At 59.4% G+C, this 22821-nt stretch carries 16 protein-coding genes and 5 pseudogenes; 12 read left to right on the forward strand and 9 right to left on the reverse strand.

Annotated features, from left to right (window positions below):
* Positions 1-53 precede the first annotated feature (53 nt).
* Positions 54-3101 (reverse strand): Ti-type conjugative transfer relaxase TraA, encoded by a 3048-nt coding sequence (gene traA, locus HGP13_RS18795; protein ID WP_172228095.1) that lies wholly within the window; start codon positions 3099-3101, stop codon positions 54-56.
* Between the two features lie 172 nt (positions 3102-3273).
* Here traA and HGP13_RS18800 point away from each other — a divergent pair, with 172 nt between their 5' ends.
* From HGP13_RS18800 to HGP13_RS37960, 4 genes and pseudogenes are all read left to right on the forward strand, one after another.
* Positions 3274-3600: a conjugal transfer protein TraD gene (locus tag HGP13_RS18800; protein ID WP_172234768.1), complete on the forward strand. Its 327-nt coding sequence runs from the start codon at positions 3274-3276 to the stop codon at positions 3598-3600.
* Position 3601: 1 nt separating this feature from the next.
* Complete coding sequence (locus HGP13_RS18805; RefSeq protein WP_172228097.1) at positions 3602-3886, forward strand: conjugal transfer protein TraD; 285 nt, start codon at positions 3602-3604, stop codon at positions 3884-3886.
* A gap of 148 nt (positions 3887-4034) precedes the next feature.
* Complete coding sequence (locus HGP13_RS37580; RefSeq protein ID WP_210266309.1) at positions 4035-4283, forward strand: recombinase family protein; 249 nt, start codon at positions 4035-4037, stop codon at positions 4281-4283.
* Positions 4284-4341: 58 nt separating this feature from the next.
* Positions 4342-4521 (forward strand): annotated as a pseudogene (locus HGP13_RS37960) (hypothetical protein); the annotation flags it as partial.
* 278 nt (positions 4522-4799) lie between these two features.
* On the opposite strand, the pseudogene HGP13_RS18815 reads toward HGP13_RS37960, so the two are convergent.
* A pseudogene (locus HGP13_RS18815) lies at positions 4800-5027 on the reverse strand (IS110 family transposase); the annotation flags it as partial.
* 250 nt (positions 5028-5277) lie between these two features.
* Here HGP13_RS18815 and HGP13_RS18820 point away from each other — a divergent pair.
* A complete protein-coding gene (locus HGP13_RS18820) occupies positions 5278-6555 on the forward strand; it encodes a hypothetical protein (protein ID WP_172228099.1) in 1278 nt (425 codons plus the stop codon).
* 214 nt (positions 6556-6769) lie between these two features.
* Here the strand turns inward: HGP13_RS18820 and HGP13_RS18825 are convergent.
* Positions 6770-7770 (reverse strand): annotated as a pseudogene (locus HGP13_RS18825) (DUF4105 domain-containing protein).
* 363 nt (positions 7771-8133) lie between these two features.
* Between HGP13_RS18825 and HGP13_RS18830 the strand changes: the two are divergent.
* Positions 8134-8661, forward strand: coding sequence for a hypothetical protein (locus tag HGP13_RS18830; RefSeq protein ID WP_172228101.1), 528 nt, complete (start codon positions 8134-8136; stop codon positions 8659-8661).
* Positions 8662-8985: 324 nt separating this feature from the next.
* Here the strand turns inward: HGP13_RS18830 and HGP13_RS18835 are convergent, their stop codons facing one another.
* The 3 genes from HGP13_RS18835 to HGP13_RS18845 all read right to left on the reverse strand — a co-directional run bounded on the left by HGP13_RS18835 (position 8986) and on the right by HGP13_RS18845 (position 12519).
* Entirely contained in the window at positions 8986-9897 is a 912-nt protein-coding gene (locus HGP13_RS18835; protein WP_172234769.1) for a formylglycine-generating enzyme family protein, read from the reverse strand.
* Between the two features lie 128 nt (positions 9898-10025).
* On the reverse strand, positions 10026-11534 hold the full coding sequence (locus HGP13_RS18840; RefSeq protein WP_172228103.1) for an arylsulfatase: 1509 nt from the start codon (positions 11532-11534) through the stop codon (positions 10026-10028).
* Between the two features lie 199 nt (positions 11535-11733).
* Positions 11734-12519, reverse strand: a complete 786-nt coding sequence (locus HGP13_RS18845; protein WP_172228105.1) for a hypothetical protein — start codon at positions 12517-12519, stop codon at positions 11734-11736.
* A gap of 267 nt (positions 12520-12786) precedes the next feature.
* On the opposite strand from HGP13_RS18845, the gene HGP13_RS18850 reads away from it, so the two are divergent.
* The 3 genes and pseudogenes from HGP13_RS18850 to HGP13_RS18855 all read left to right on the forward strand — a co-directional run bounded on the left by HGP13_RS18850 (position 12787) and on the right by HGP13_RS18855 (position 15322).
* Positions 12787-13875 (forward strand): helix-turn-helix domain-containing protein, encoded by a 1089-nt coding sequence (locus tag HGP13_RS18850; protein WP_172228107.1) that lies wholly within the window; start codon positions 12787-12789, stop codon positions 13873-13875.
* Between the two features lie 343 nt (positions 13876-14218).
* Positions 14219-14452 (forward strand): annotated as a pseudogene (locus HGP13_RS38750) (hypothetical protein); the annotation flags it as partial.
* Positions 14453-14569: 117 nt separating this feature from the next.
* Positions 14570-15322, forward strand: coding sequence for a hypothetical protein (locus HGP13_RS18855; RefSeq protein WP_246707055.1), 753 nt, complete (start codon positions 14570-14572; stop codon positions 15320-15322).
* Between the two features lie 138 nt (positions 15323-15460).
* Here the strand turns inward: HGP13_RS18855 and HGP13_RS38755 are convergent, their stop codons facing one another.
* From HGP13_RS38755 to HGP13_RS18865, 3 genes and pseudogenes are all read right to left on the reverse strand, one after another.
* On the reverse strand, positions 15461-15967 hold the full coding sequence (locus HGP13_RS38755) for a transposase (protein WP_348647148.1): 507 nt from the start codon (positions 15965-15967) through the stop codon (positions 15461-15463).
* A pseudogene (locus HGP13_RS18860) lies at positions 15964-16880 on the reverse strand (transposase). Before HGP13_RS18860 ends, HGP13_RS38755 begins: the two are co-directional and overlap by 4 nt.
* A 356-nt stretch (positions 16881-17236) precedes the next feature.
* Complete coding sequence (locus tag HGP13_RS18865) at positions 17237-18958, reverse strand: hypothetical protein (RefSeq protein ID WP_172228109.1); 1722 nt, start codon at positions 18956-18958, stop codon at positions 17237-17239.
* Between the two features lie 648 nt (positions 18959-19606).
* Between HGP13_RS18865 and HGP13_RS38760 the strand changes: the two genes are divergently transcribed.
* From HGP13_RS38760 to HGP13_RS18875, 3 genes are all read left to right on the forward strand, one after another.
* Positions 19607-19933: a hypothetical protein gene (locus HGP13_RS38760; RefSeq protein ID WP_348647069.1), complete on the forward strand. Its 327-nt coding sequence runs from the start codon at positions 19607-19609 to the stop codon at positions 19931-19933.
* 92 nt (positions 19934-20025) lie between these two features.
* Positions 20026-21303 carry an alpha/beta hydrolase gene (locus tag HGP13_RS18870; RefSeq protein ID WP_172234770.1) on the forward strand — a complete coding sequence of 426 codons (1278 nt, stop codon included), beginning with the start codon at positions 20026-20028 and terminating at the stop codon, positions 21301-21303.
* Positions 21304-22773: a DUF1254 domain-containing protein gene (locus tag HGP13_RS18875; RefSeq protein ID WP_246707057.1), complete on the forward strand. Its 1470-nt coding sequence runs from the start codon at positions 21304-21306 to the stop codon at positions 22771-22773.
* The last annotated feature ends 48 nt before the right edge of the window (positions 22774-22821 follow it).

Raw genomic sequence — 22821 nt, forward strand, 5'->3', positions numbered from 1 at the left:
CGTTTTCCGGGTCGTCTTGCCCCAGCGTGGAAACGGCTGCGAATCGGACGTGTTCAGATCCCAATGCCGCGTCCCCTGCCGATGCCATGGCTGAATGCGAGTTCCGCAGCAAGGCGTCGGCCGGAATCGGTATGAATGCCAAGCTCGCGCTTGCGGTTGGCGAGGAGCGATTCGAGTTGCGGATCGCGTTCGAGACTTTTGGCCATGTCGGACATGGCAGCGCGGGTTGACTTGTAACCCGACATGTCGCCGACTTGGTATTGGCCCTGGCTCGTTCGCTCGAGCTTTTGCCAACGTTCCACGAAACGGTCTGCGCGGCGGCCCGGATCGATATCCAGTCCGATGCGGATTTCGGTTTCAAGCTGGAGAGCCAACACGATTCGAGTGACCCGGCCGGCCGTCGCTTCACGAACCAACTCGGGATTCTTGACGTAGGCCGCTTCGGCATCCCGCCAGCCATGAGGCCGAACCTTCTCGAAAGCGCTACGGGCATCCCTCAATTCGCGCATCTGGTCGGGACTGCCCTGGCGATCCGCATTTCCAGTACTGAGGATCGCGTCGAGCGCACGCGCGTGACGAACAAGCGCCTTTGTGCGAGCGCTGCGCAACGCCACCTCTGGGTCAACCGACGCATCCGTTTCGCGCTGCGCTCCCTTACCAGAAGCCCCTCTTCCAGCCGTGGGGCCGCCATCTGCGATTTGCGTTCCAACATTCTCCCTTCCCGGCCTGCGCCCACTGTTGTTCCCGGGCTCTGCGTCAGCAGGCAAGCGCAACCCGTCCATTAGCCCGCCGAACCTGTCGCGCAGCTTCTCCGGAACGATCCGGCGCACAATCTCGACCACGCGTTCGCGGAACGTGATGCCGCGCCGCTCGGCATAGTGTTGCGCCGGGTCGATCTGATCGTAGTCCGACGCCATGTCCTTTGCGCGGTCGCGTGACAGCGTTCGGACGAGCCGTTCTCTAGTGGCAAAGTCATCGCCGCCGTAATGCAGGTCCATCCTGTCTCGATGCCGCGACAGTGCGACGTAGCTGCCATGTGCATCCATGCCCGGCGTGGCGAGCACATGGGTCCGGTCGGCGGTCATGCCCTGCGCCTTGTGAATGGTCGCGGCATAGCCGTGGTCGATGTGCGCGTAGTCCTTCAGGTCGAAGTGTACCGACCTGCCGTCGTCGGTTTGAACCGTCATGCTCTGTGTGCTGACCTCCTCCACGAAGCCCAGCGTGCCGTTCTTGACGCCGAGCCCGCGCTCGTTGCGTAGGAACATGACCCGGTCGCCGCTGGCGAAGGTTCTTGGGCCGCGTTCGACAGTCACTTGCACTTCGTCGCCGAGATCGCCGGCAATGCGCATGCGCTCGCGCGCTGCTTGGTTCAGGGCGCGTACCTCGTCGTTTGTATGGGTGAGAATGATCCGGCTTGCCTCCGGATGCGCCTGCCTGTCGCGATCCCAGCGCTCAACCAGATTGCTGCGCGCTTCGTCGCGCGTTGCGACCTGATGCACCATGCCTTGCGCGTCGTAGGCGCTGATCGCCGCACCGATCCTGCCGGTGGCCAGATCGCGCGTGGCATCACGCTGCCAGTCGTCGCGCTGCCGGCGCACCTGGCCGATTTCGACGCCGCCGTGCCGCTCATGGATGGAGCGGAATGCAGCGCCGGCCTCGATTGCCTGCAACTGCTGCGGATCGCCGACCAGCACAACCTTTGCGCCAGCATCCGCGGCATGGGAGAGCACGCGCTCCAACTGGCGCGTGCCGACCATGCCGGCCTCGTCGATCACCAGGACATCGCGCGTGGTGAGCAGCTCGCGACCCTGTCCCCAACCATGCTCCATGCTGGCTATGGTGCGTGACGGGATGCCTGATCCACCCTCCAGATTCTCGGCGGCAATGCCGGAGAGTGCCGCGCCTCGAACCTCGTAACCCGCCGCTGCCCATGCCTGGCGCGCAACGCCCAGCATGGCACTCTTGCCCGTTCCGGCAAAACCGACAACGACACCGAGACCGCGACCATCGGTGATATGCGCAAGCGCATCGGTCTGCTCACCTGACAGGATAAGGCCGCGTTGCGCAGCCCGCGCCAGCGCTGCCTCGCGATGCGCGTCACTCACCGCGTGGCGCTCGTCCAAATCCATGCGCTCCGCCGCGCGGTGAAGGCGCTGTTCGATCTCGATCATCTGCCTTGTGGTGAACCGGTCTTCGCCGCGTCCGTCCTTGCCGAGTTCGACCAGGTCGGGTGCGTTGCTGATGGCTGCCACCACGGCGTTGAACTGCTCGACTCCGTCGCTGTGGCGATGCGCGAACTTCGCGATGTCTTTTCGGGTGAAGGTCGATTGCTGATGGGTGATGGCATCCAGCGCCACGGATGGATCGGCAATGATGCGCGCACCGTTGTTATGCGCGATCTCGCGATGCAGTTCAGCGCGATCTGCTTCAGTCTCGCCAGCGTCCAAACCGCTGCCCTCAATGCGCTGCGCCGGTGCACCAATCTGGGTTTGCGGCTCCAGGGCTATGCCCTGCGCTTCCAGACTGCGATGATCGATGCGGGCGTCGATGTCGAGTTCGGCCAGGCGTTCATTGGCCAGCTCCGCCCATCGCTCGCGCCAGCGCTCGACCAGCTGGGTAGCATTCCAGTCTCGAACCTTTGACCCAAAACCATTCTCGTCCACGCACCGCATGGTGAGCATGACATGAGCATGCGGCTTGGGACTGCCATCCTCTGCCCTGTCCCAGTGCACATTGAGATCGGCGACCATGCCCCTGCTGACAAATTCGGCCTGAACAAAGTCGCGCGCCAATTCTATGCCCTGTGCGTGGCTGAGTTCACGCGGCAGCGCAAACTCGACCTCCCGGGCAAGCTGCGCATCCTTGCGGACCTCGAACGCCTCGACATCGTTCCACAGTCGTTCGCGGTCGCGCCAGGCCTCCGGTGCATCCTCCGGCAGCATCACCTCGGAATGGACGACACCGCGCTTGGCCGAGAAGTCATGAGCTCGCTCGATCCGCTCGTCGCGCAGCCGCGAAGCCGAGCGGTAGGCGGCTGACGCGACAGCGCTCGAGCCTGCCTTGCGGCCAATGACCTTGACGTGAAGATGATAGATCGCCATCGCGACCAGATCATTTGCACGTCAAAGCGTACGTCGGCACGACGTATAAGCGCGCCCTCCCTCGAAAAATTCTCGGGATGGACCAGCCCGTCCCGGGCTGTCTCGGCAACCCTGAAGCCTTCCGGCGGATGCTCCCCTATCATCCAGAGATCGACAATCAATGGAGATAGCCATGCGAAAACCACGGGACTTCGATACGGAACTCAAGGCGCTGGAAAAAAAAGCGCGAGAGCTCAAAACGCGAAAGGTGCAGCAGCTTGGCGAGCTGGTGATCGCCACCGGCGCCGATGCGGTCAGCGCCGAGGAATTAGCAGGTGCGCTGATCGTGCTGGCGGAGACCAAAGAAGCCGGAAAGCGGGAGGCATGGGCGAAGCGCGGGGCTGCCTTCTTTCAAGGCCGGTCGGGGCGGACTGCACAGGCGACTGACCGCGACGCTGACGGCGATCCGGCGCGATCGGACAGACCGCAACCGGCATCAGGTGGCACGGGCGCGGCATGATATGCGCACATGGCAGGTCGAACGCCGTAAGCGCACGCGGCATCTGATCGAACTGGGCGGCTTGGTGATCAAGGCCGGGATTGTGGTCCTCACAGGCGATGATCGCGCCATCATCCTCGGCGCTCTGCTCTGCATGGCCGACAAGCTCAAAAGCGATCAGGGTGAACACACCCGCGAGCTATGGGCCGCAAAGGGGAGGCAGGCGTTCGAGGCGTACGCGGCAACACACAAAGGGGAAACGGAGTCTGAACCATCAGAGGCGGAACACGTTCCGTTCCGCTCGTGAACGCTGAATGCTGAAGCAAGTGATGCGATATTGGGACGACAAGCTATGAACTGCAAGGCGTTGATGCAGGCAGTGGCCTATCTTCGAACCTCGTCCGCTGCCAACGTCGGCGCCGACAAAGACAGCGAGAGGCGCCAGAGCGAGGCTGTTGAGGTTTGCCCGATCAACCGGCTACGAAATCATCGAGAGCTACTACGATGCGGCGGTGAGCGGCGCCGACGCGGTTACAGCGCGCCCCGGTTTTTCCGCGATGCTCGAGCGGCTCCTGGCTAATGGCGTGCGCACCATCCTCGTCGAGACCGCCTCCCGCTTCGCCCGCGATCTGATCGTTCTAGACTGGCTACGAGATGCTGAAGTCGCGTGGGATCGAGCTGATCGCTGTCGACAGCCCCGATAGTTTTGTCGGCGACACTCCGACGGCGAACCTGATCCGCCAAGTGCTTGGCGCGGTCTCGGATTCAACCGTCTTTTGGACGAAGCCGCAACTGGTTGCGGAAATCGAGTTCGCCGGCTGGACCGGCGGCGGCAATGTCAGGCAGGCGGCCTTCAAGGGCCTTCGCGAAGACAAGCCAGCAAAGGAGGTAGAGGCGGAGCGTCCCGCCAATCCACAAGAGACGCAGATTGCCGAACCTGCCAGAGGGTCCGGCCGGACCGGAACAGCCCCAATCTGTCAAACGACCCTTTAATTGCGGGTAGTTGTCAATCCGGATCTCGCACTGCCATCGCCGGGGTCATGGTCCTTTCCGAGGTCGAGTGCCTCATGATGATGTTCGGGTCGGGCGCCTCAACGTTTCCAACGAGATGCAGATGAACTGCTGTCAGCCGTTTGACCGAGGTCGCCGCAACCACCGTCCCGGCGGGGACATCACGGGTTTCGGAAACGGGCCCGCGAATTAGGTCGAGTTCGGATCTGCTATGCCATCTTTTCACTACCCCACTCAAAGCTTGTGCCGTCGACCCAGAGGCAGTGGAGCAGAACCGCGATCTTGCGAGCAACCGCTACGTTCGCTTTCTTCATGCCGATCCGCTTCGACAGGCGAACGCCCCACGCCTTCAGCGTCGACCATTTCTTTGTCCGGTGCATGAGGACGCTGGCCGCTTCGTATAAATAGGTCCGCAACAGCCGATCTCCCCAGCGTGAGGATCGGCGAGGATAGTTCCATCAATGTCGTAGCGCGTTCGATTAACTCCTTGGTCAGTGGTGTCGGAACAATCGCTGTTCCTTGCCTCTCCGGTGGCGCGACGGCAGCGCTCCCGTCAACGTTGGCGCGTGAGGCGCTTCTTTCATTGGCCCGGACAGCATTTTAGGAAAAGGAGCTTGGCAAGATTGCGAATCTAACCATACGGTTGTGCTCTAGAGGGAGGCCCTCAACTAGGGCAAAAATCGCCGAATGCCTGACGCGAAAAAGCTCGTTAGCTACGCCGGCCTCCTCTTCATCCCGGTTGCGCTGCAGGTCACGGCGGCGAGTGCACAAAGCGCCGACGCTCCGCCTGCCGAGCGTGTTTTGGCTTGCCCCTGGACGCCTCCGGACGCCGAGGACATCGACAAGCCGCAGGCGCAGCTCGACGCCGAAAATGAGAGCAAGGACAAGCCAACCGATGATTCCAGCACAGCGGGCGATTCTGACAGCGATGCAGGCCCCGGAATCTACATACCTGGTAATGGCTGCATTCTGATTGATGGCTCAGTCGATGCAGGCGTTGAGGCAACAAGTGTTACCGTAAAGGGATCGCGGCTGACGCCACCGACGAAATCAGGCATGACGCAATGGCAGCTGGCTGACACTTTGAATATTACTCATTATTCGCAGACAGATTACGGCGACCTAATCACGCGTCTCGGTATTGAAGGTGACCAAAGCAATAATATTTCGCTCTCCTCGGCGTCAGTTACGCTTGGAAGGAATGTTATCGGACTTGAAACTTCCTTTTTCGCTGATTGGCAGGCTGACGAGTTTTCGTTTAGAGCCCTCGCTACCACGCAATCGCCGTTCCTCGTTGCTCAAGTGTCGAGGCCAACACCAAATACGACGCTAACTCTGTCGCTGGAGGATCCGACGTTCCGCCGCGTCACTATTTCCGGCTATGGATCGCCACAATTCCCCGACTTGGTTGGTCGCTTTCGCTACACGATCGGAAACTGGCAATTCATCGCAAACGCGGCATCGCATCAAACGACATTTTTTGATGGAAGCCCCCCGCTCTGGGGAGCAGGCGTCCAAGCCTATGCCAGATACGCCTTTGCCAACGAGGCTCAGGACGACAAGTCGTATGTCATTTTCCAACTCGCCCGCGCGTGGAATGCGCCTGGCTATCTTGGGATCAATACGCCAACGAGCGCATTCAAGATCAGTCTGCCAGGCGCTCTGGGCGCCAACGATGCCGAACGAGCCGACGGATGGAATGGCGCTGCTGTCGTCAGTTGGGCCTGGTCCAGCAAGTGGAGGTCGGCCGCGTTCGCGAGCTTCACCAGTTTGACGTTACCCGATCTGCTCGGGACCGTCTCCGTCCTGTCGACAAGAGGCGCAGCGAATTTGACCTACACGCCGGTTGAAAACCTGGATTTGACGCTCGAAGCGGGCTTGGCGAAGGTGACTTCGACTAATTCCGGAATTCCATCGGCAAGGCAGTGGTCGCTCAGTTTCTCGATGTCCCGGACTTTTCCATAGACCAAACACAGCCCCCCAAATTAGCTTCCGGATTTCGCTAAAAGGCACACCGATCATGATGCTCGACGTCGACGACTATCCCGTTGGGAAAAAGCTGGAATGCTTTTTGATAATGCGGAATGCCGAGCGCCAACATCTTGGAGCCTCAGAATTTCGGTAATGGGTAGGTTGGACGATGCACAAATTTTCGCGTGTGACATTGAGATCAAGACCCTCAGCGGGGAGACGGTACGCCAACCCGGATCGATCTCGAAAAGTCTGGTGAAAGGCCAGTCTCCTGCGCTCGGTGGCCGATGTGGGCCAACTCTCTTAAAGTCGGCAATGGCAAGCGGTGTCGAGTGCACCACGTTCGTATGCATAGTCAGGAAGATAGCCGTTGACGATGAGGCGCCAGTCGAGAGGAACTACCGTGCCAACCGCTCGCATCATTTTGACGATCGTCGTCGTACAGTTCGTCGTGAGGGAATTGTAGAATTGTGGAGTTTTGGAAAGCGCGTTTGCGTCCGAGACGTATTCCAGCAACAGCGATCGGGCCGTGTCCGGCGACGCTCTTAGTCGATAAATTTGAACGTCCTCTCCTCGGACATTTGACCTGACACCGACCACGTCTCGCTCGTCAGCGGCGATAATGACCAGGGGGTTGCTCTTGAAAAGGTCCGCTATCGGCGAAAACTCGCCACCGCTATGCCGCCGCACCTCAATCGACCAAGCAACATAGTCGCCTCCTGCAAAGCCGAAGCTCATGATGACATGAGCGATTTTGGTCCCGGACCAATAGGACATGAGCAGGTCGACGGTCTGAAGGGAAGACAAGTCATAGGTCCGCGTCGTCCAGCGTTCGGTGAAATCACTGTCGCTGCGCCATTCGAATTCGCGCACGTCTTTTAGCGTCAACAGATTTCCGTCGCGGGTCCCCGTCACTTGGCGGGCGACGTCAGGCGCCCAATTGGCCTGGTCCAAAGGCCTGATGGTGCCCCACCAAACCAGAACCGCAGCAAACGCAGCGACAAACAACACAAACGCCCTGACGCGAAACCGGCTGAAGAGGGCAATGATGGTGGTGAGGCCGAACAACAGGAAAAGGGCGCAAGCCAGACCGCGTCCAAGCTCTGCCGCAGGCAGGCGATACCACATGGCAAGTCCGGCCCAGACAGTCAAAATTGCAACGACTAGCGAAAGGATGATGGCGACCGAGACCCGAACGATGCGTTTCATTCATGTTTCCTTTCGAGCCCAGATCGCGACCTGAATCCTCGCTCAGCTACCGCTGGCCATAGCAAAGGATTTCGCTTTCGCCATGAGCCGGGCATGTCGGTTACGATCAGCAGGATAGTAAGGGCGCTACCTCACACGTTACGGGCTTGCGGTACCGAGCGTCGCATCGCACGCCTTAGCTGTTCTTATCTTGGGTGACTACATGCTTGCCCACGTAACTTACCTTCTGCCTCTGGGTGAACGCGATATACATGCCCTTTGACGACACCCGACGAACCAGTCCGCGAAGAGAAAAGACCCATCACGGGGCGGCAATGCGGACATTCATGAGCAAAGAACGGTAAACCAAGGAAAGGCATTATCATGCGAAACTTCATGACACTCATCGCGGCAACTTCAGTAGCGCTTTCGACTGCTGCAGCAGCCTACGCACAAACACAAAATCCGCTTCCCAAGGCCAGCGATGTGCTCGTCCGATACGGGGACGACGTCGAGGGCTGGACGGTCTATACAAATCAAACCCGCGGAGATTGCTTGATCGTGCGCCAAGATGGACCAAGTGCGGTGCAAATGGGCGTTACCGCAAATCAGGAAGTCGGGTATCTCGGCGTGTTTACGAAGGTGGATATCGGCCTCAAGAGCGGGAAAACGTCTGACATATTCGTCTCTCTTGACGGCCATCTCTATAAGGGTGTGGCCACGAGCACGAGCGGCGAACTCAAGGGCGGATATTCTGGCGGTTATATCTTGACCGACGACCCGAAATTCAAGCGCGACGTGGCGAAAAAATATAAAATGACCGTGTTTCCGAAGACCAAGGGGGCCTTTGTCGTCGACCTGAAGGGGACTTTCAAAGCAATGGCAGTCGGCCGCAAGTGCCTCCAACATTGACCGCCCGCTCGACAACTTTCCACCGAACTCGGCCATTGGCTGAAGCCAGCTGACAGAGTCTTAAGGCAGAGCGGGTCGGAGTGGGTTTGGGGGCCATGATGTGGGAGCGCATCGCCCCGAGCCCGTGCTACCTGTTTGTGGGGGTCGTCGCCGTATTAACTGACGCGGTGCGTCGCAGCCTGCGTGACTTCGCTGGGCTTTCGGCGCTTGCGTGTGGGGTCGCCGCGCCGGATCGGCAGGCGCCAGTCGGCCCTCACCGGATTCAAAGGCATGATCGCGATTTGCCTGATATTGTGCTTCGGAACTCGCGGCAGAGGCTTGCTGTTACGGGGCTGCACGCACGATGCAGCGGAATCCGAGATGGCAGGTGGAGGTGTCCACCGGCTGCGCCATGCGCGCCGCCGGCCGATAACGTCGGCAGTAGCTGGGAGCGCACAGGAAAGACCCGCCCTTGGTCACCTTGCGCGGAATCTTGATGTCGGGCGTCAGCGGATCGTAGCTCACTTCACGCTCGCCGCCGCTCGGGTTCGTCATAGTGCAGCAAGGGCTGTCGATCCGGCCGTGCTTCTGGTACCAGTCAGTTGTCCACTGCCAGACATTGCCCGTCATGTCGTAGAGCCCATAGCCGTTTGCCGGAAAGGAGCCGACCGGCGCTGTCCATTCGTAGCCGTCCTCGCAATCGTTGCGGAACGGGAACTCACCCTGGTACGTGTTGGCCACATGCTGGCCGCCGGGGGTTAGTTCGTCGCCCCACGCGAACTCGGCGCCATCCAGCCCGCCGCGAGCGGCAAACTCCCATTCGGCCTCGGTCGGCAGCGCCTTTCCCGCCCAGTCCGCATAGGCTTGCGCGTCCTCGTATGCGATATGGACGACAGGGTGGGCTTCAAGGCCCTTGAGGCTGCTGGCAGGCCCGCGCGGATGTCGCCAATTCGCACCGCGCACATAGGCCCACCAATTGTAGTGATTGCCGCGATCGATGCCGCGCGGAGGCTTGACGAACAAGGCTGAAGCTGGCGCCAATGAATCGGCGCCAGCTCCGGGATAGTCCGCGGCACTTGCCGGACGCTCGGCCTGTGTGACGTAGCCGCTGGCCTCGACAAAGCGGCTGAATTCACCATTCGTAACGGTCGTACGATCCATCCAGAAGCCGTCGACGACAACGCGGTGCGCCGGCGCCTCTTCTGGATAGTGGTGGTCCGATCCCATCAGGAATTCGCCGCCCGGAACCTGCACCATATCGTTGAATTGCGGGCTGAGCCCAGGAACGGAACGGACACGTTCCAAATCCTCTGTAGATGGCACTGCCGCGCCAGCGTCATTCATGATTTCTGTTCCATGGAATTCTATAGTATGATCTTGCCGAGCTAGTCTCCGATCTCATTGAACATCGACGACGGATCGGCCGAAATTGGCGCTGCTCCGAAGGTCAGTTTGATCGCTTCCATCATCAGCAGGGGCGGCGCCATTTGTTTGGCGAGATCCACGATTTTCCCTTTCAACTCCTTAACTTTATCCGGATTCTTGTCGGCCAGATTAGTGCTCTCGGATTTGTCCGCGGCAAGATCGAACAGTTCGACCCGCTCCAACACGCCAGCCGACCATACAAGCTTCATGTCGCCTTCACGGATGGCACCGCCAGTCGGGTCAACATTGTACACCATCTCACTGCGGGGCGAGGGTTTGCCCTGGCGGATCGTATCCCAGACGTTCATGCCGTCGAGCGGCTTGTTCTTGGTCGGTTTTGCCCCGGCAAGCGCGGCGAGAGTGGGATACATGTCCGAGACGTGTATCATGCCGTCCACATCACCCGCCTTCACCTTGCCCGGCCAGTTCACCAGGCCGCAAACGCGCGTGCCGCCTTCGTAAAGCGTACCCTTGCCATCACGGTACGGCCCGTTGTCGGCAGGTAGGTTGGCGCCAACTTCCGATTCACCCGCGAACATGGCGGAACGGACGCCGCCATTGTCGCTCTGAAAGACGACGATGGTATTGTCGCGCATCTTCTTCTTCTCGAGCGCTGCAACAACCCGGCCGATCTCGTCGTCCATGACAGAGACCATGGCGGAGTAGAGCCGCCGCTGCTCATCGGCGACATGAGCATATTTTTTGACGGCCTGTTCGGGGGCCTGGTAAGGCGAATGCGGTGCTGTGAATGCGAGATACAAGAATAGTGGCGCCTTGCCGTCATGTCTTTCGATTACCTTGGCGGCTTCCATGCCGAACAGCGTGTTGTCGTAGCCGGGCTCCTTCAGCGGCTTGTTGTTGCGGTACCAGTCCATCACGCCATGGGAAGCGTGCTTGAAATGATCGATTTCGCCAACCAGGGCGCCGTAGAAAGAATCGAATCCACGCTGGCGCGGCCAGTATTCCGTCTTCGCGTGCCCCAGATGCCACTTGCCCACCATCGCTGTCTTGTAGCCAGCGTCCTTGAGCATCTGGGGTAGGAGATACTCATCGGTGGGAAGGCCGTAGCTGCCACCCGACGGTATAACGCCCATCTGCAGCCCGTAGCGCAGGGGATAGCGGCCCGTCATCAGCGCGGCGCGGGTGGGCGTGCACATCGGCTGGGCATAGAATTGTTCCAGCCTGGCGCCTTCGGCTGCCAGCTTGTCGATGTTGGGTGTCTTGATGTCCGAGCCGTGGAAGCCCACGTCCTTCCAGCCCTGGTCGTCGGAGATGATGTAGACGATGTTTGGGGGTGCCGGTTGGGCGGCCGCAGCTTCAACGCTGCCGAAGCCTGCAAGCACTCCTGAAAGGCCAGTAGGCGCGGCAAATTGCGAAACGGCGGCCGCCGTACCAGCCATTAAGGCGTCGCGTCGCGTGATTTTATTGCTTGTGCCGGCTTCAGCCGGGAAGTCTCGATCGACAGTCATACTCTTCGCCCTTCTCCCCTTCTGGTAATTCCTTTTGGGGTATCAACGTGCCCCCCCTGAAGAGCCAAGTCTTCAAGTTTAGTATTCTGCTTCCGCCCAATAAGCACACCAGGACTCAGCTATAAGCCGACGCCCTGTCCGCCGTCAGTTGACCAGCTGAGCGCACGCGCCACGAACCCGCCACTGTAGGACGATCCGCCTATTGGGCGATCGAGAATTGATAGGTCAAACCCAGCATTGGACCCTGCTGAGTAACCTTATTGACGAAGCCATCGTGGCTATAATTGTCGTGCACAGCTCGATAGCCGACAAACATCGACGTTTTTTCGCTGAATTGATAACCGGCGCCCGCCATCACATCCCACATGGATTTAGATCCTGCGCCGAAGCCGCCGACCAGACCCCAGCCGGCCAAGTAAATTCCGTTCCCAACATTGGCCTTGAATTTAGCGCCGATCACTGGATCGACCCATGTATCGCCGTCGCTCGCCGAAGTGCCGTCAAGGGCGCCGCCGTGGAACTCGAAACGGTTGTCGGCCGACCAAAGGCGGGCGCCGGCCACGACATCAAAAGTCGTCCCGTCTTGATAATACACACTGTACCCGCCAAGCGCCGTCCCCATGAAAGTGCTCACGCTCGCATCAACGTTTGAAGCGAGGATCCCCCGGGGGGTGCCTATGTCGGCGTTGAGCCTCGCGTAGACTATATCGGTGCTGATGGTGAAACGCCCGTTGCGGGCCTCCGAAGTTCCCATAAAGCCGAATTTGAGGTGCTGCAGCACGTCGTTGAAGCTCACGTCGACATCCTGAGGCGGGAATCCGAAGAGGCCGCTTTCTCCGTTAATGCCTGATGCCCATAAATAGGGGGCGACAGTAATAGTCCAACCTTCGTCCTGCTGCTTGGTTGGATCAGCAGCAAATGCATTGAACGTACAAAGTGCGGATGCTCCTGCCGCTCCAAGGGCAGCCAAACGAAATCTTTTCATGTTCGTCCCCATTGTCCTCGTCGTAGCGCCAGTTTCCTAGCGCAGGCTCGCCGCCGTCGGCGCGCGGGCCTCATATTGGCGCAGCGTTGGGTGCTGGATGAACCCTCACTTCGCGGTCGGTCAAATTGGCACAATGGGGCGGAACGTAACGGACCGACGTATCTACGTTTTGTGCCATTCGCTCCTCGGTCTCAGCGCGGTGGTATGGCCAAGGCGAAAGCGCTCGATGTTCTCGGCGCTCCCGTCTGAACGGGATCTAATGCGTCCATGGTCCCCACCAGCCGCGCGACATTTTTTGCGCTGGTTGATCTCGCGCAATTTGAGTTTAAGCTACGCCTAATACAACTATCCCGCTATCCACTTTGCGCAAGGGACGTACTTTTGACATCCTGGCCTTCATCGCCTTCGTACAGGGACGTGCAGCTTGGCCCAGACGAGCTTAGCAGCGCCGCCTCTGGTTTGCCCGTGAAGATCGACAGGCTGTCGCCCGGCTGGCTTCCGTCGCGCATCAGGCAGGTCCAGTCGCCCGGCAAGTGGGCGCTCGATTTGTCTGAATTCAATTGTGCTTTCCGCGCTAATGGCGGTTTCGATCCAGGTTCGGTGGCGCTAGTAGGCGTCGAGCGAGCCTGTGGGTCCACAATATGTGGCATCCCACTCGAAGACGACATGATCCTGGCAATTCCTGCTGGTACGAACGTGACAGCGACAGTCCTGCCCGGCTTCATCTACGCAGTTGCCGTTGTTCCGACCGCGATTTGGACTGAAATCCAGGAGGTTGCCGCGGGGGCGAGCATCGAGCAGTTCAGCGATCGCCCAGCAGCAGTTCGGCTTGGGAACAACGATGCACGAAGTATCCGATGCCAGATGAAGTCGATTGCGGATCACCTCGGGAGAGTTGCAATCGATTCGGCTCTGCCCGAGCTGCCGCCAGGCGCGTTCATGGAATATCTAGGAGCGGTGGCTGACGCGTTTGCGGGCGCAGCCGGCCTTGAGACCGGGACAGCCGGTTCCACGGGCCGGCATCGCAGACAAGCGTCCGCCGCAGAGGATTTCATTCGCTCCCACATACGGGAAGACATACCCGTTATTCGACTATGCAAGGAAGTCGGTGTCAGCCGTCGACAATTGGAATACGCTTTTCGTACCACGTTCTCAGTAACCCCACTTGAATTTATCAGAGCGCTCCGCCTCAACGAAGCCAGACGGCTACTTACCACTGCCCGAGCAGATGGCTTGAGCGTGACGACGATCGCGATGGACGTGGGGGCCAGCCATCTGGGCCGCTTCGCGGCGAATTATCGCTTGTTCTTCGGTGAATCTCCCAATGAAACGCTCAGGCGAGCCTCGAGATTGTGACCGTTGCGCAATGTCCGCCGAGAAATTGCGCCGGCTCATCATTCCAAGTGATCTGATAGAGTTTGCGCAATCTGGATAGAATGCGTGCTCGAGGATTAGTACATTCTAAATTACCAAAGATTTGCGCTGCTTCGGCCCTGGGGTCGGGAAGCAGACCACCTGGTTTCGGTTCGGCGCAACGCTGCGCCAGACGCGTGGGGCATCGGCTGCAAATGAAACCGCACGAACTAGTGAGCAGTTGGGAGGATGCGAAATGACAAGACCTAGCTTGAGATTGACCGGCGCTACCGGAATCGCCGTTGCTTTGATGTTTGCAGGGCTCGTCGACGCCCTTATGCCCTTGGCTCCTTTCGTCGGCGATGCGCAGGCGCGGGTCGGTCATCCGCTCACGCCTGGCAGCGTCGCAGGGGTTGCGAGGCGTTCCACACGCCGAACGATCCGTCGTTCGACGGTCTACGTGACCAGGCTCCCGGCAGCGTGTGTGCATACCTCCATCAACGGCACGGTGTTGTGGCATTGTGGCAGTACGTATTACCAACCTTCCGGCGGACGGTACGTCGTCGTCCACATCCATTGAGTGAGAGTGACATCGGCGCGAGCATCGGGCGGTCATAACGAACGTTGGGTAGGAGACACACGCCTCGAATCTAGGAGCGTCGCGACGAGACGTGGAGGCAAGCCGAGGCCGATAGTCATGACCAGCGCGGCATGGCCGAAAAGGCGCTGGCCGCCGTTATGCTACGAAGGTTTTTCGGGAACGATCGCATCGCTCAGCCTAGACGGTTACCCCAAGGAGCGGAAAGGCAACAGTTTGAGCGGGCGATCCAATGACCTCAAAGGGCCCTCAGCCGAGGCCGGGCAATCGAATATCGCGTCGACGTCCACAGAACAGTTCAGCTTGCATAGAAGGGGAAAATTCGTGCGAAACTTCATGACACTCATCGCGGCAACTTCAGTAGCGCTTTCGACTGCTGCAGCAGCCTACGCACAAACACAAAATCCGCTTCCCAAGGCCAGCGATGTGCTCGTCCGATACGGGGACGACGTCGAGGGCTGGACGGTCTATACAAATCAAACCCGCGGAGATTGCTTGATCGTGCGCCAAGATGGACCAAGTGCGGTGCAAATGGGCGTTACCGCAAATCAGGAAGTCGGGTATCTCGGCGTGTTTACGAAGGTGGATATCGGCCTCAAGAGCGGAAAAACGTCTGACATCTTCGTCTCTCTTGACGGCCATCTCTATAAGGGCGTGGCCACGAGCACGAGCGGCGAACTCAAGGGCGGATATTCTGGCGGTTACATCTTGACCGACGACCCGAAATTCAAGCGCGACGTGGCGAAAAAATATAAAATGACCGTGTTTCCGAAGACCAAGGGGGCCTTTGTCGTCGACCTGAAGGGGACTTTCAAAGCAATGGCAGTGGGCCGCAAGTGCCTCCAACATTGACCGCCCGCTCGGCAATTTTCCACCCCACCGCGGCCACGTCGCGATCGGATCGGCGGGGGCCAGTCGGCACCACGGGTTCAACGGCAGGTGGGATGGGGCCCATGTTGGCACGGCAGAGCCGTTGCTAGGCGCCCCCTATCAACTTACGCGACGCGTCGCAGCATACGCGACTTCGCTGGGCCTGCCGCCCCGGAACGGCAAGCCTCTGCCGCAAGTTCCGACGCGCCATATCAACCAAACCGCCATCACGCTGCACGCACGATGCGACGGAAACCCAGGTGGCATGTGGAGGTGTTGCCGCATCGAGCGCCCTTGCTGCAAAATGAGGTTGTGTGCGTCAAGTTCTGCGAAAGGGGCGGCCATGGCGCAGAGCGAGCTGCTTGTGCTCGCGCAGGTCGTCCATGTTGATGTAGCGATGTAGCGGTTGGCCTCCATCCAGTTTTCGTTGGTCTCGACGGCCAACGCCCTGACGAGGCGCAGGCAGCTTTCGGAGTTGGGGAAGATGCGAACGACGTAGGTGCGGCGCGTGATCTCTTCGTTGAGCCGTTCGAGCATGTTGGTGAATTTCAGGTGCTTATGGTGCTGGCGCGGCAGGCGGAAGAAGGTCAGCGGGTGCTCAATGGTCTCCTCTACCCATGTCGTCAGCCGCGGATAGCGGCCCGACTATTTGGATAGCCGTGCAGCGAGATCGGCCTTGGCCTCGGCGAGATCGCGTCGGTCGTAAAGCCGGCGCGCATTTCATGCAGGCAGTCGTAGCCGTGCTTCCTCGGCAGGTGATCGAGCGCATTCCTGAGGAAGTGCACGTAGCAGCGCCGCCATGCGGCTTCGGAGATCACTTCGCCGATCGCTGCCACGGGCCGGCGGCCGGCATGATCGTCGGACACGACCAGTTCGACGCCCTTGAGGCCGCGCGTCTTCAGTGAGACGAGGAAGTCCTTCCAGGCCGAGCGGCTCTCGCGATTGGCCATCTCCACGGCCAGCATCTGGCGTCGGCCGTCCCAGTCGATGGCGACCGCAACAGCACCGCCTGGCTCATGACGACGCCGGCTTCACGCACCTTCTCATAGCGCGCGTCGAGGATGAGGTAGGCAAACGGCTCTTGAAGGGGTCTACTAGCAAAGGCAGCGAGGCTCTCGTCCAGCCGCTTGTTGATGGCCGAGATTGACGAAGCCGAGAAGGCATGGTCGCACAGCTCTTCGGTGATCGCCTTGACCTTGCGGTCGACACGCACAAACATCTCCGCAAGCGTCGCCACCAAGGCGCACTGCGAACGCTGATAGCGCTCGAACAATTCGGTGGAGAAGCGCCCCGAGCGGCCCTGCGCAAACCGCAGCTCAAGCTTGCCGACGCGCGCCACAAGGGTGCGGCCGTAATTACCCGAGCGATAGCCAAGCCGCTCCGGCGTGCGTTCGCCCTTCGAAGCGCCCAGTGCCTCGTCGATCTCGGCCTCGAGCATTTCCTGCATCACCGCACGGATCATTTCGTGCAGCTCGTCTGGGTTCGAAAGCAGAATGTCTTTGACGGCAGCGCTGGCGGTCTTACTTTCAGTCCCGGTCATGGTGGCGTTCCTTGGCGGGAATCGGTGATGTGAACAATCGCCAGCCTGCCACGACCGCCCTCTCTCAGCGAAATCTCTGCACACTACCCAAGATGACCAATCCAAGTGGAGGTAGCGTGAGGCGAGCTACGACCCGCTGAGGCCCACATCATGATTCCGCGAAGGGCTGACCCAGGCAGATCTTTCCTGTGCGCTTCATTCGGAGAAGCTGAAATGAATGCGATATGCTCGAACCATATTCGACAGGATTCATGGGGTGTTCTGCCAGTTAGGCCACCTATCACCAGGCTGCCTACTAAACTCGCGGGGGGAACTGGCGGCCGGAGCCCGGCCTTCTCGCCACTAGAACTGTGCGATCAATCCGCAATGGCAACGCCGGCCTTCCTCAGCGAGCCGATGACAAATTCGACATCCTGCGGGCGCGTAAGCCGTATCGAAAGGTCTTGTCGCATGTTCTTCAGCAGATCTGGTTGATTTTGGTCCAGCCAGGCGAGCTCGTGTTCAGTAGCGACTTTGTCTTTGCCTTCGCTGAAAATCGCGGCTGCCAGCACGTGGTAAATAGGATTGGATGGAACCGGCGATTTCCTGATCCACATGGCGGCTTGCGAAAAATCACCCAGGAAATAGGAGCACATGGCCAAGTCAATGTCGTAGTAACCTATGGAACTCGGATTTCTTTGGCGCGCTTCACCAATCAACGAGCATCCTTCATGCCAACTTCCTGACATCGCCAGGCGGGCTCCATACTCGCCCATAAGTTCGGTATCGTTCGGGTTGATGGCCAAAGCGTCCTTGCCCGCTTTCAAAGCTGCGTCGATGTTCTTGCTGTAATAAAGGGCGAACATTTCCGCTTGGCGTCCCCGGATGTTAAGCGGATCGAGTTCCACGGCCCGCCTTGCTGCGGCAAAGGCGCGCGCGAGCGCTGGCGGCGACGAGGAGCGATCTACTGGAAACTCGAAACGATAGTCATCTATGTAGATCAGCGACAGAAGACTCCAGGCGGTGGCGTAGTTAGGGAAGCGATCGACGGCCTTTTCGAGGCATGAGCGTACGGATGATCGGGTTTGTGGATCGAGCTCGGCTCGGTACACATAAAATGAAAGCGTGCAAGAGTAAGCGGCCCAGTCGTCGGGTGGGTTCTCGAAGTGGAGGGAGGCGTCGGCCTGGAAAATGACGCCGTAGGTTTGAGCGAGGCTCGTGGTCACGTTACGCGCGATGTCGGCTTGAGCCCTGAGCAGGTCGGCGACCTTCAATCCGCCATCGTAGCTTTCGGCCCAAAGGACAGAGCCGTCGGCCCGGTTGACAAAGCGGACTTGGAGGCGAAAGGCGTCGTCCGACAGGTTGACGCTTCCGGCAAGGATAAATCGCGGGGGCGCAACCAATGTATCGTCCGCCTTTCCGGTCGACTCCATGACCACGACGTCCTTGAACTTGGAGAGCTGGCCGATGACCTCCTGCTTCAAGCCGCTTGCGATGGCTGCTGAGGCCGTTGTCCCGGCCAGATCCTCGAAAGGCTGCACAAGCACGCGGGGCCCTTCAGGCGTGCCGGAGCCGGCGCGGGGCGAGTGCCACCACCATGCGACGGTGGCCAAGGCTATGACGAGCGCCACAAGCACCCATGTCAGACTGAATGTCCGTCTGCGAGCGGCCGGAATGGGGACGGCGAGAGACGCAGCAGGGGTTGCCGGAAGCTCTGCCATAGGCGCCGGTGATCGCGGGGAGAAGACAGGAACATACCCTCCCTTTGGGATCGTGATCAGGATTGAGTCGGCATGTCCGGAGGTCAGATAGTAACGCTCAAGCGCGCGCCTAAGGTGGCCAGCCTCGATGCGGACAATGGGATCCGTCTGCGCATCGAACGCCTCGCCGCGGCCGAACACCTCAACTGCGATGGAATAGGCCTTGATGCGGTCGCCACGTCCCGCCAGCGTTTCCTCCACCACATGGGAGAGGAAGCGGCGCTCGCGCCCGGTTGCATCGAAGTCCGCACTGGCGACGATCAGGGTAAGTTGGGCGCGGCAATCCTCAACAGGGAGATCATGCCCCCCTGTGGAGAATGTTCCAGGAGGATTATCCAAGTTGCCCCCTCATTGACCGCTGCAATCGCTGCAACTTATGCGCGTATCATTACATGGTCTCCCACGTAACTTACATTCCACTGCAGGGCTTGGGCAATATAATTCGGTCAGATCATCTACCAACTCAGCAATTCAGATCATAGAATTATCGATAATTCGGTCACGTCAGCGAATTATGACAAAAGAAGACAGATCGGCTGGGAGAACAAGAGCGATCTCGGCGGCGGTACGTCGGTTTCCGCGGTTTGAATTGGCGATCCATCGGCTGATGGATCGGAGTGAGAGTTTTCGCGATATGTGCGAGGAACTCGCAGATGCGGAGTTTGCGCTTTCAAGGGTCGACGAGGTCCGGCTGGAATTACGCGAGCCCAGGCGAGTTGAATGGCAGGAACTGGTGGATCGGTTAGCCGGAGAGGTCGAAGCGGTACTAAACACCGATACCGCCTGGAAATTGGGTGCCACTCCATGGCCGCCAAGGTGAACGGGCATTGGATGGCCAAGCGAACCGTAGGAACCGAGCCGGCGGAGAGAAGGATCCGGGGCATTGGCTGGTTGGCGTCCGCTCGAATTGCCCGCTCATGCCCGAAGTCTGTCTGACAGGACCGGGGCGTGCAGACCTAGATCAACGACTAAACAATGGAGGAAATGATGACAACGAAGTTCACATTGCGCAATTCTATCGTCCTGGCCCTGGCCTTGGCCACGTTTCTCCAAATCGATCCGGTCTCCTTGGTGTCGGGAGGTTCGGTGTCGTCTGAGGCGTTGGCGCGGGTTGGCCGGCCGCTTACGCCAGGAAGCGTGGCAGGCGTCGCGCGGCGCACGACACGGCGTACGATCCACAGAACACACGTCTACATCAGGACACTTCCTGCTGGTTGCGTTAAGACTTCGGTCAACGGAACGTCGGTCTGGCACTGCGGCGCGACGTACTATCAGCACACCGGCTCCCAGTACGTGGTCGTTAAAGTCAACTGACATCAGTTTGGACCGGCGACATCAGCTTCGGATGTCAGTCTGTGGGAGGGTGTTTGAGTGCGAACTTGGTAACCAGGTTAACCATCTTGCGTATGCGTAACGTTTCGCTGGCATTCGCTTGTATTGGCCTGCTTTGCGGCTGCGCGTCCCGCCCGACTAATGTGCTGTTGCCGGTGGCCGATACGTCACCGGCATCTAGCAAGGTGGAGATGCTGGTAACGACGACCCGCGCTCGCTCTGCCAATCCGGCCGAAATGTATACGGGCGAGCGCGGAAGCGCTCCTTCGTTCGCGGACATAACGGTCTCGATCCCTCCGGCATCGGCGCGCAAGGTGGGCGAGGTCGCCTGGCCCAAGAAGCTGCCATCAAACCCTGCGACCGATTTCGCGGTTGTGAAAGCCGAGGAATTAACACTGCAGACCGCGAAGGGGTGGCTGCACGCCTCTGTCAGGAAGAGCCCGGATCACAGCGTCCTGATCTTTATCCATGGGTTCAACAATCGATTCGAAGACTCTGTTTACCGCTTTGCTCAGATCGCCAAGGACACGGGCACCGACAGCGTCCCGATCCTGGTCACATGGCCTTCACGAGGCAGTACGCTGGCCTATGGGTACGATCGCGAAAGCACCAACTACACCCGCGATGCCCTCGAACTGCTGTTCCAGTATGTCGCGCGCGATCCGGACATAAAAGAGGTTTCGATCCTCGCTCATTCGATGGGCAACTGGCTTGCGTTGGAATCCCTGCGTCAGATGGCCATTCGCAATGGCGGCCTGCCGGCGAAGTTCAAGAATGTCATGCTGGCTGCGCCTGACGTCGATGTTGACGTGTTCCGCACGCAGATTGCCGACATGGGTAAGCAGCACCCGAAGTTCACTCTCTTTGTCTCACAGGATGACCGGGCACTCGCCGTTTCGCGACGGGTCTGGGGCAACATCCCCCGGCTCGGCTCTATTAATCCCGAGGAGGCTCCCTACAAGGAAGAACTCGCGAGCGAGAATGTTACTGTCATCGATCTGACGAAAGTCAAATCCGGAGACAGTTTGAACCACGGCAAGTTCGCTTCGTCTCCGCAAATCGTGCAGCTCATTGGGGCGCGGATGGCCGGTGGCCAGAGCCTGACCGACAGTAGGGTCGGCCTTGGCGACACGATCGTGCAAGCGACGACCGGTGCGGCGGCGGCGGCGGGCAGCGCTGCAGGATTGGTGATTGCGGCACCCGTTGCAGCAGTCGATCAGAACACCAGGGAAAATTACGGCAACGAGGTCGAGAGTTTGACCGGCCCGCAAAGCAGCAAGAAAGCGAATGCTGGCGGCAAGAATTGCCCCCTGCCGACACCATCCACGAAAGAATGCAAGACGTTGCTTTGAATGGAAGTGCTCACGCAATTCGATGTCGCGGCAGACGGGACACTGGGAGAAAACGCGATGAGACTGACACGCCGCAACTTTACGATAGGTTCGGCGCTAGCCTTTAGCCTCGCCGGACTTGGCTCAAACAGCGCTCAGGCTGCCGTCGTAACTGCGACTGAAGCGCGCGTGATCGCCAAGGAGGCCTACATCTACGGCTACCCAATGGTGGACGGCTACCGTATCCTTCACACCTATTTCGTGAACACCAAGAGCCCCGAGCACAAAGCGCCTTGGAACCAGCTCGTCAACATCCCGCGTGTCTACACGCCCGATGACAAGGCGGTGCAGACGCCCAACTCTGACACTCCCTACTCCATGATAGGGCTCGACTTACAGGCTGAACCGATGGTGCTCACCGTGCCGTCGATGGAAAAGGACCGCTACTTCAGCATCCAGCTCGTCGATCTCTATACCCACAATTTCGACTACATCGGCAGCCGTACGACCGGCAACGACGGCGGCAGCTTCCTCATCGCCGGGCCGGGCTGGAGGGGCGAGACGCCCAAGGGGGTCGCAAAGGTGATCCGCTCGGAGACCGGGCTTGTGCTCGGCATTTACCGCACGCAGCTCTTCAGGCCGGACGATCTCGACAACGTCAAGAAGATCCAGGCTGGCTATAAGGCGGAGCCGCTATCAGCGTTTCTCGGTCAGCCCGCACCAGCGGTCGCCCCGGCCGTTGATTTCATCGACCCTTTGGAGCCAAGCAAACAGAAGACGTCGCCCGAGTTTTTCAACATCTTGAACTTCGTCCTGCAGTTCTGTCCAACCGATCCCTCCGAGACCGAGCTTATGGCGCGTTTTGCCAAGATTGGTGTCGGCGCAGGGAAGACCTTTGACGCGAACACTCTCTCGCCCGACATGAAGAGGGCCATCGAGCAGGGGATGGCCGACGCTTGGGCTGAGCTCGCTAACCTGAAAAAGAAAATAGACGCTCGGGAGGTGACCTCTGGCGATCTGCTCGGTACGCGGGAGCACCTGAAGAACAACTATCTTTATCGCATGGCCGGAGCGGTGCTCGGTATATATGGCAACTCGAAGGAGGAAGCCATGTACCCGGTGTATGCCATGGATGCCGAGGGGCAGAAGCTGGATGGTGGCAACCGTTACTTGCTGCACTTTACGCCCGACCAGCTGCCGCCTGCCAACGCCTTCTGGTCCCTGACGATGTACGAGTTGCCGTCAAGCTTGCTGGTCGCCAACCCGATCAATCGCTACCTGCTGAACAAGTCGATGCTGCCGCAATTCGTCAAGGATGCTGATGGCGGCCTGACATTTTATATTCAGAACGAGTCGCCAGGTGATGCCGTGAAAGCGAATTGGCTACCGGCGCCCAAAGGTCCCTTCATGGTTGTCATGCGGCTCTATTGGCCGAAGCCGCAAGCGCTCGACGGATCGTGGAAACAGCCACCGGCGATTAAGACGCAGTGAGATGCACGGGACTCTTTGAAGCGTACGGCGGATCCGCAATGGGCAATG

Source organism: Mesorhizobium sp. NZP2077, assembly GCF_013170805.1.
In the GTDB taxonomy this organism is placed as follows: Bacteria; Pseudomonadota; Alphaproteobacteria; order Rhizobiales; family Rhizobiaceae; genus Mesorhizobium.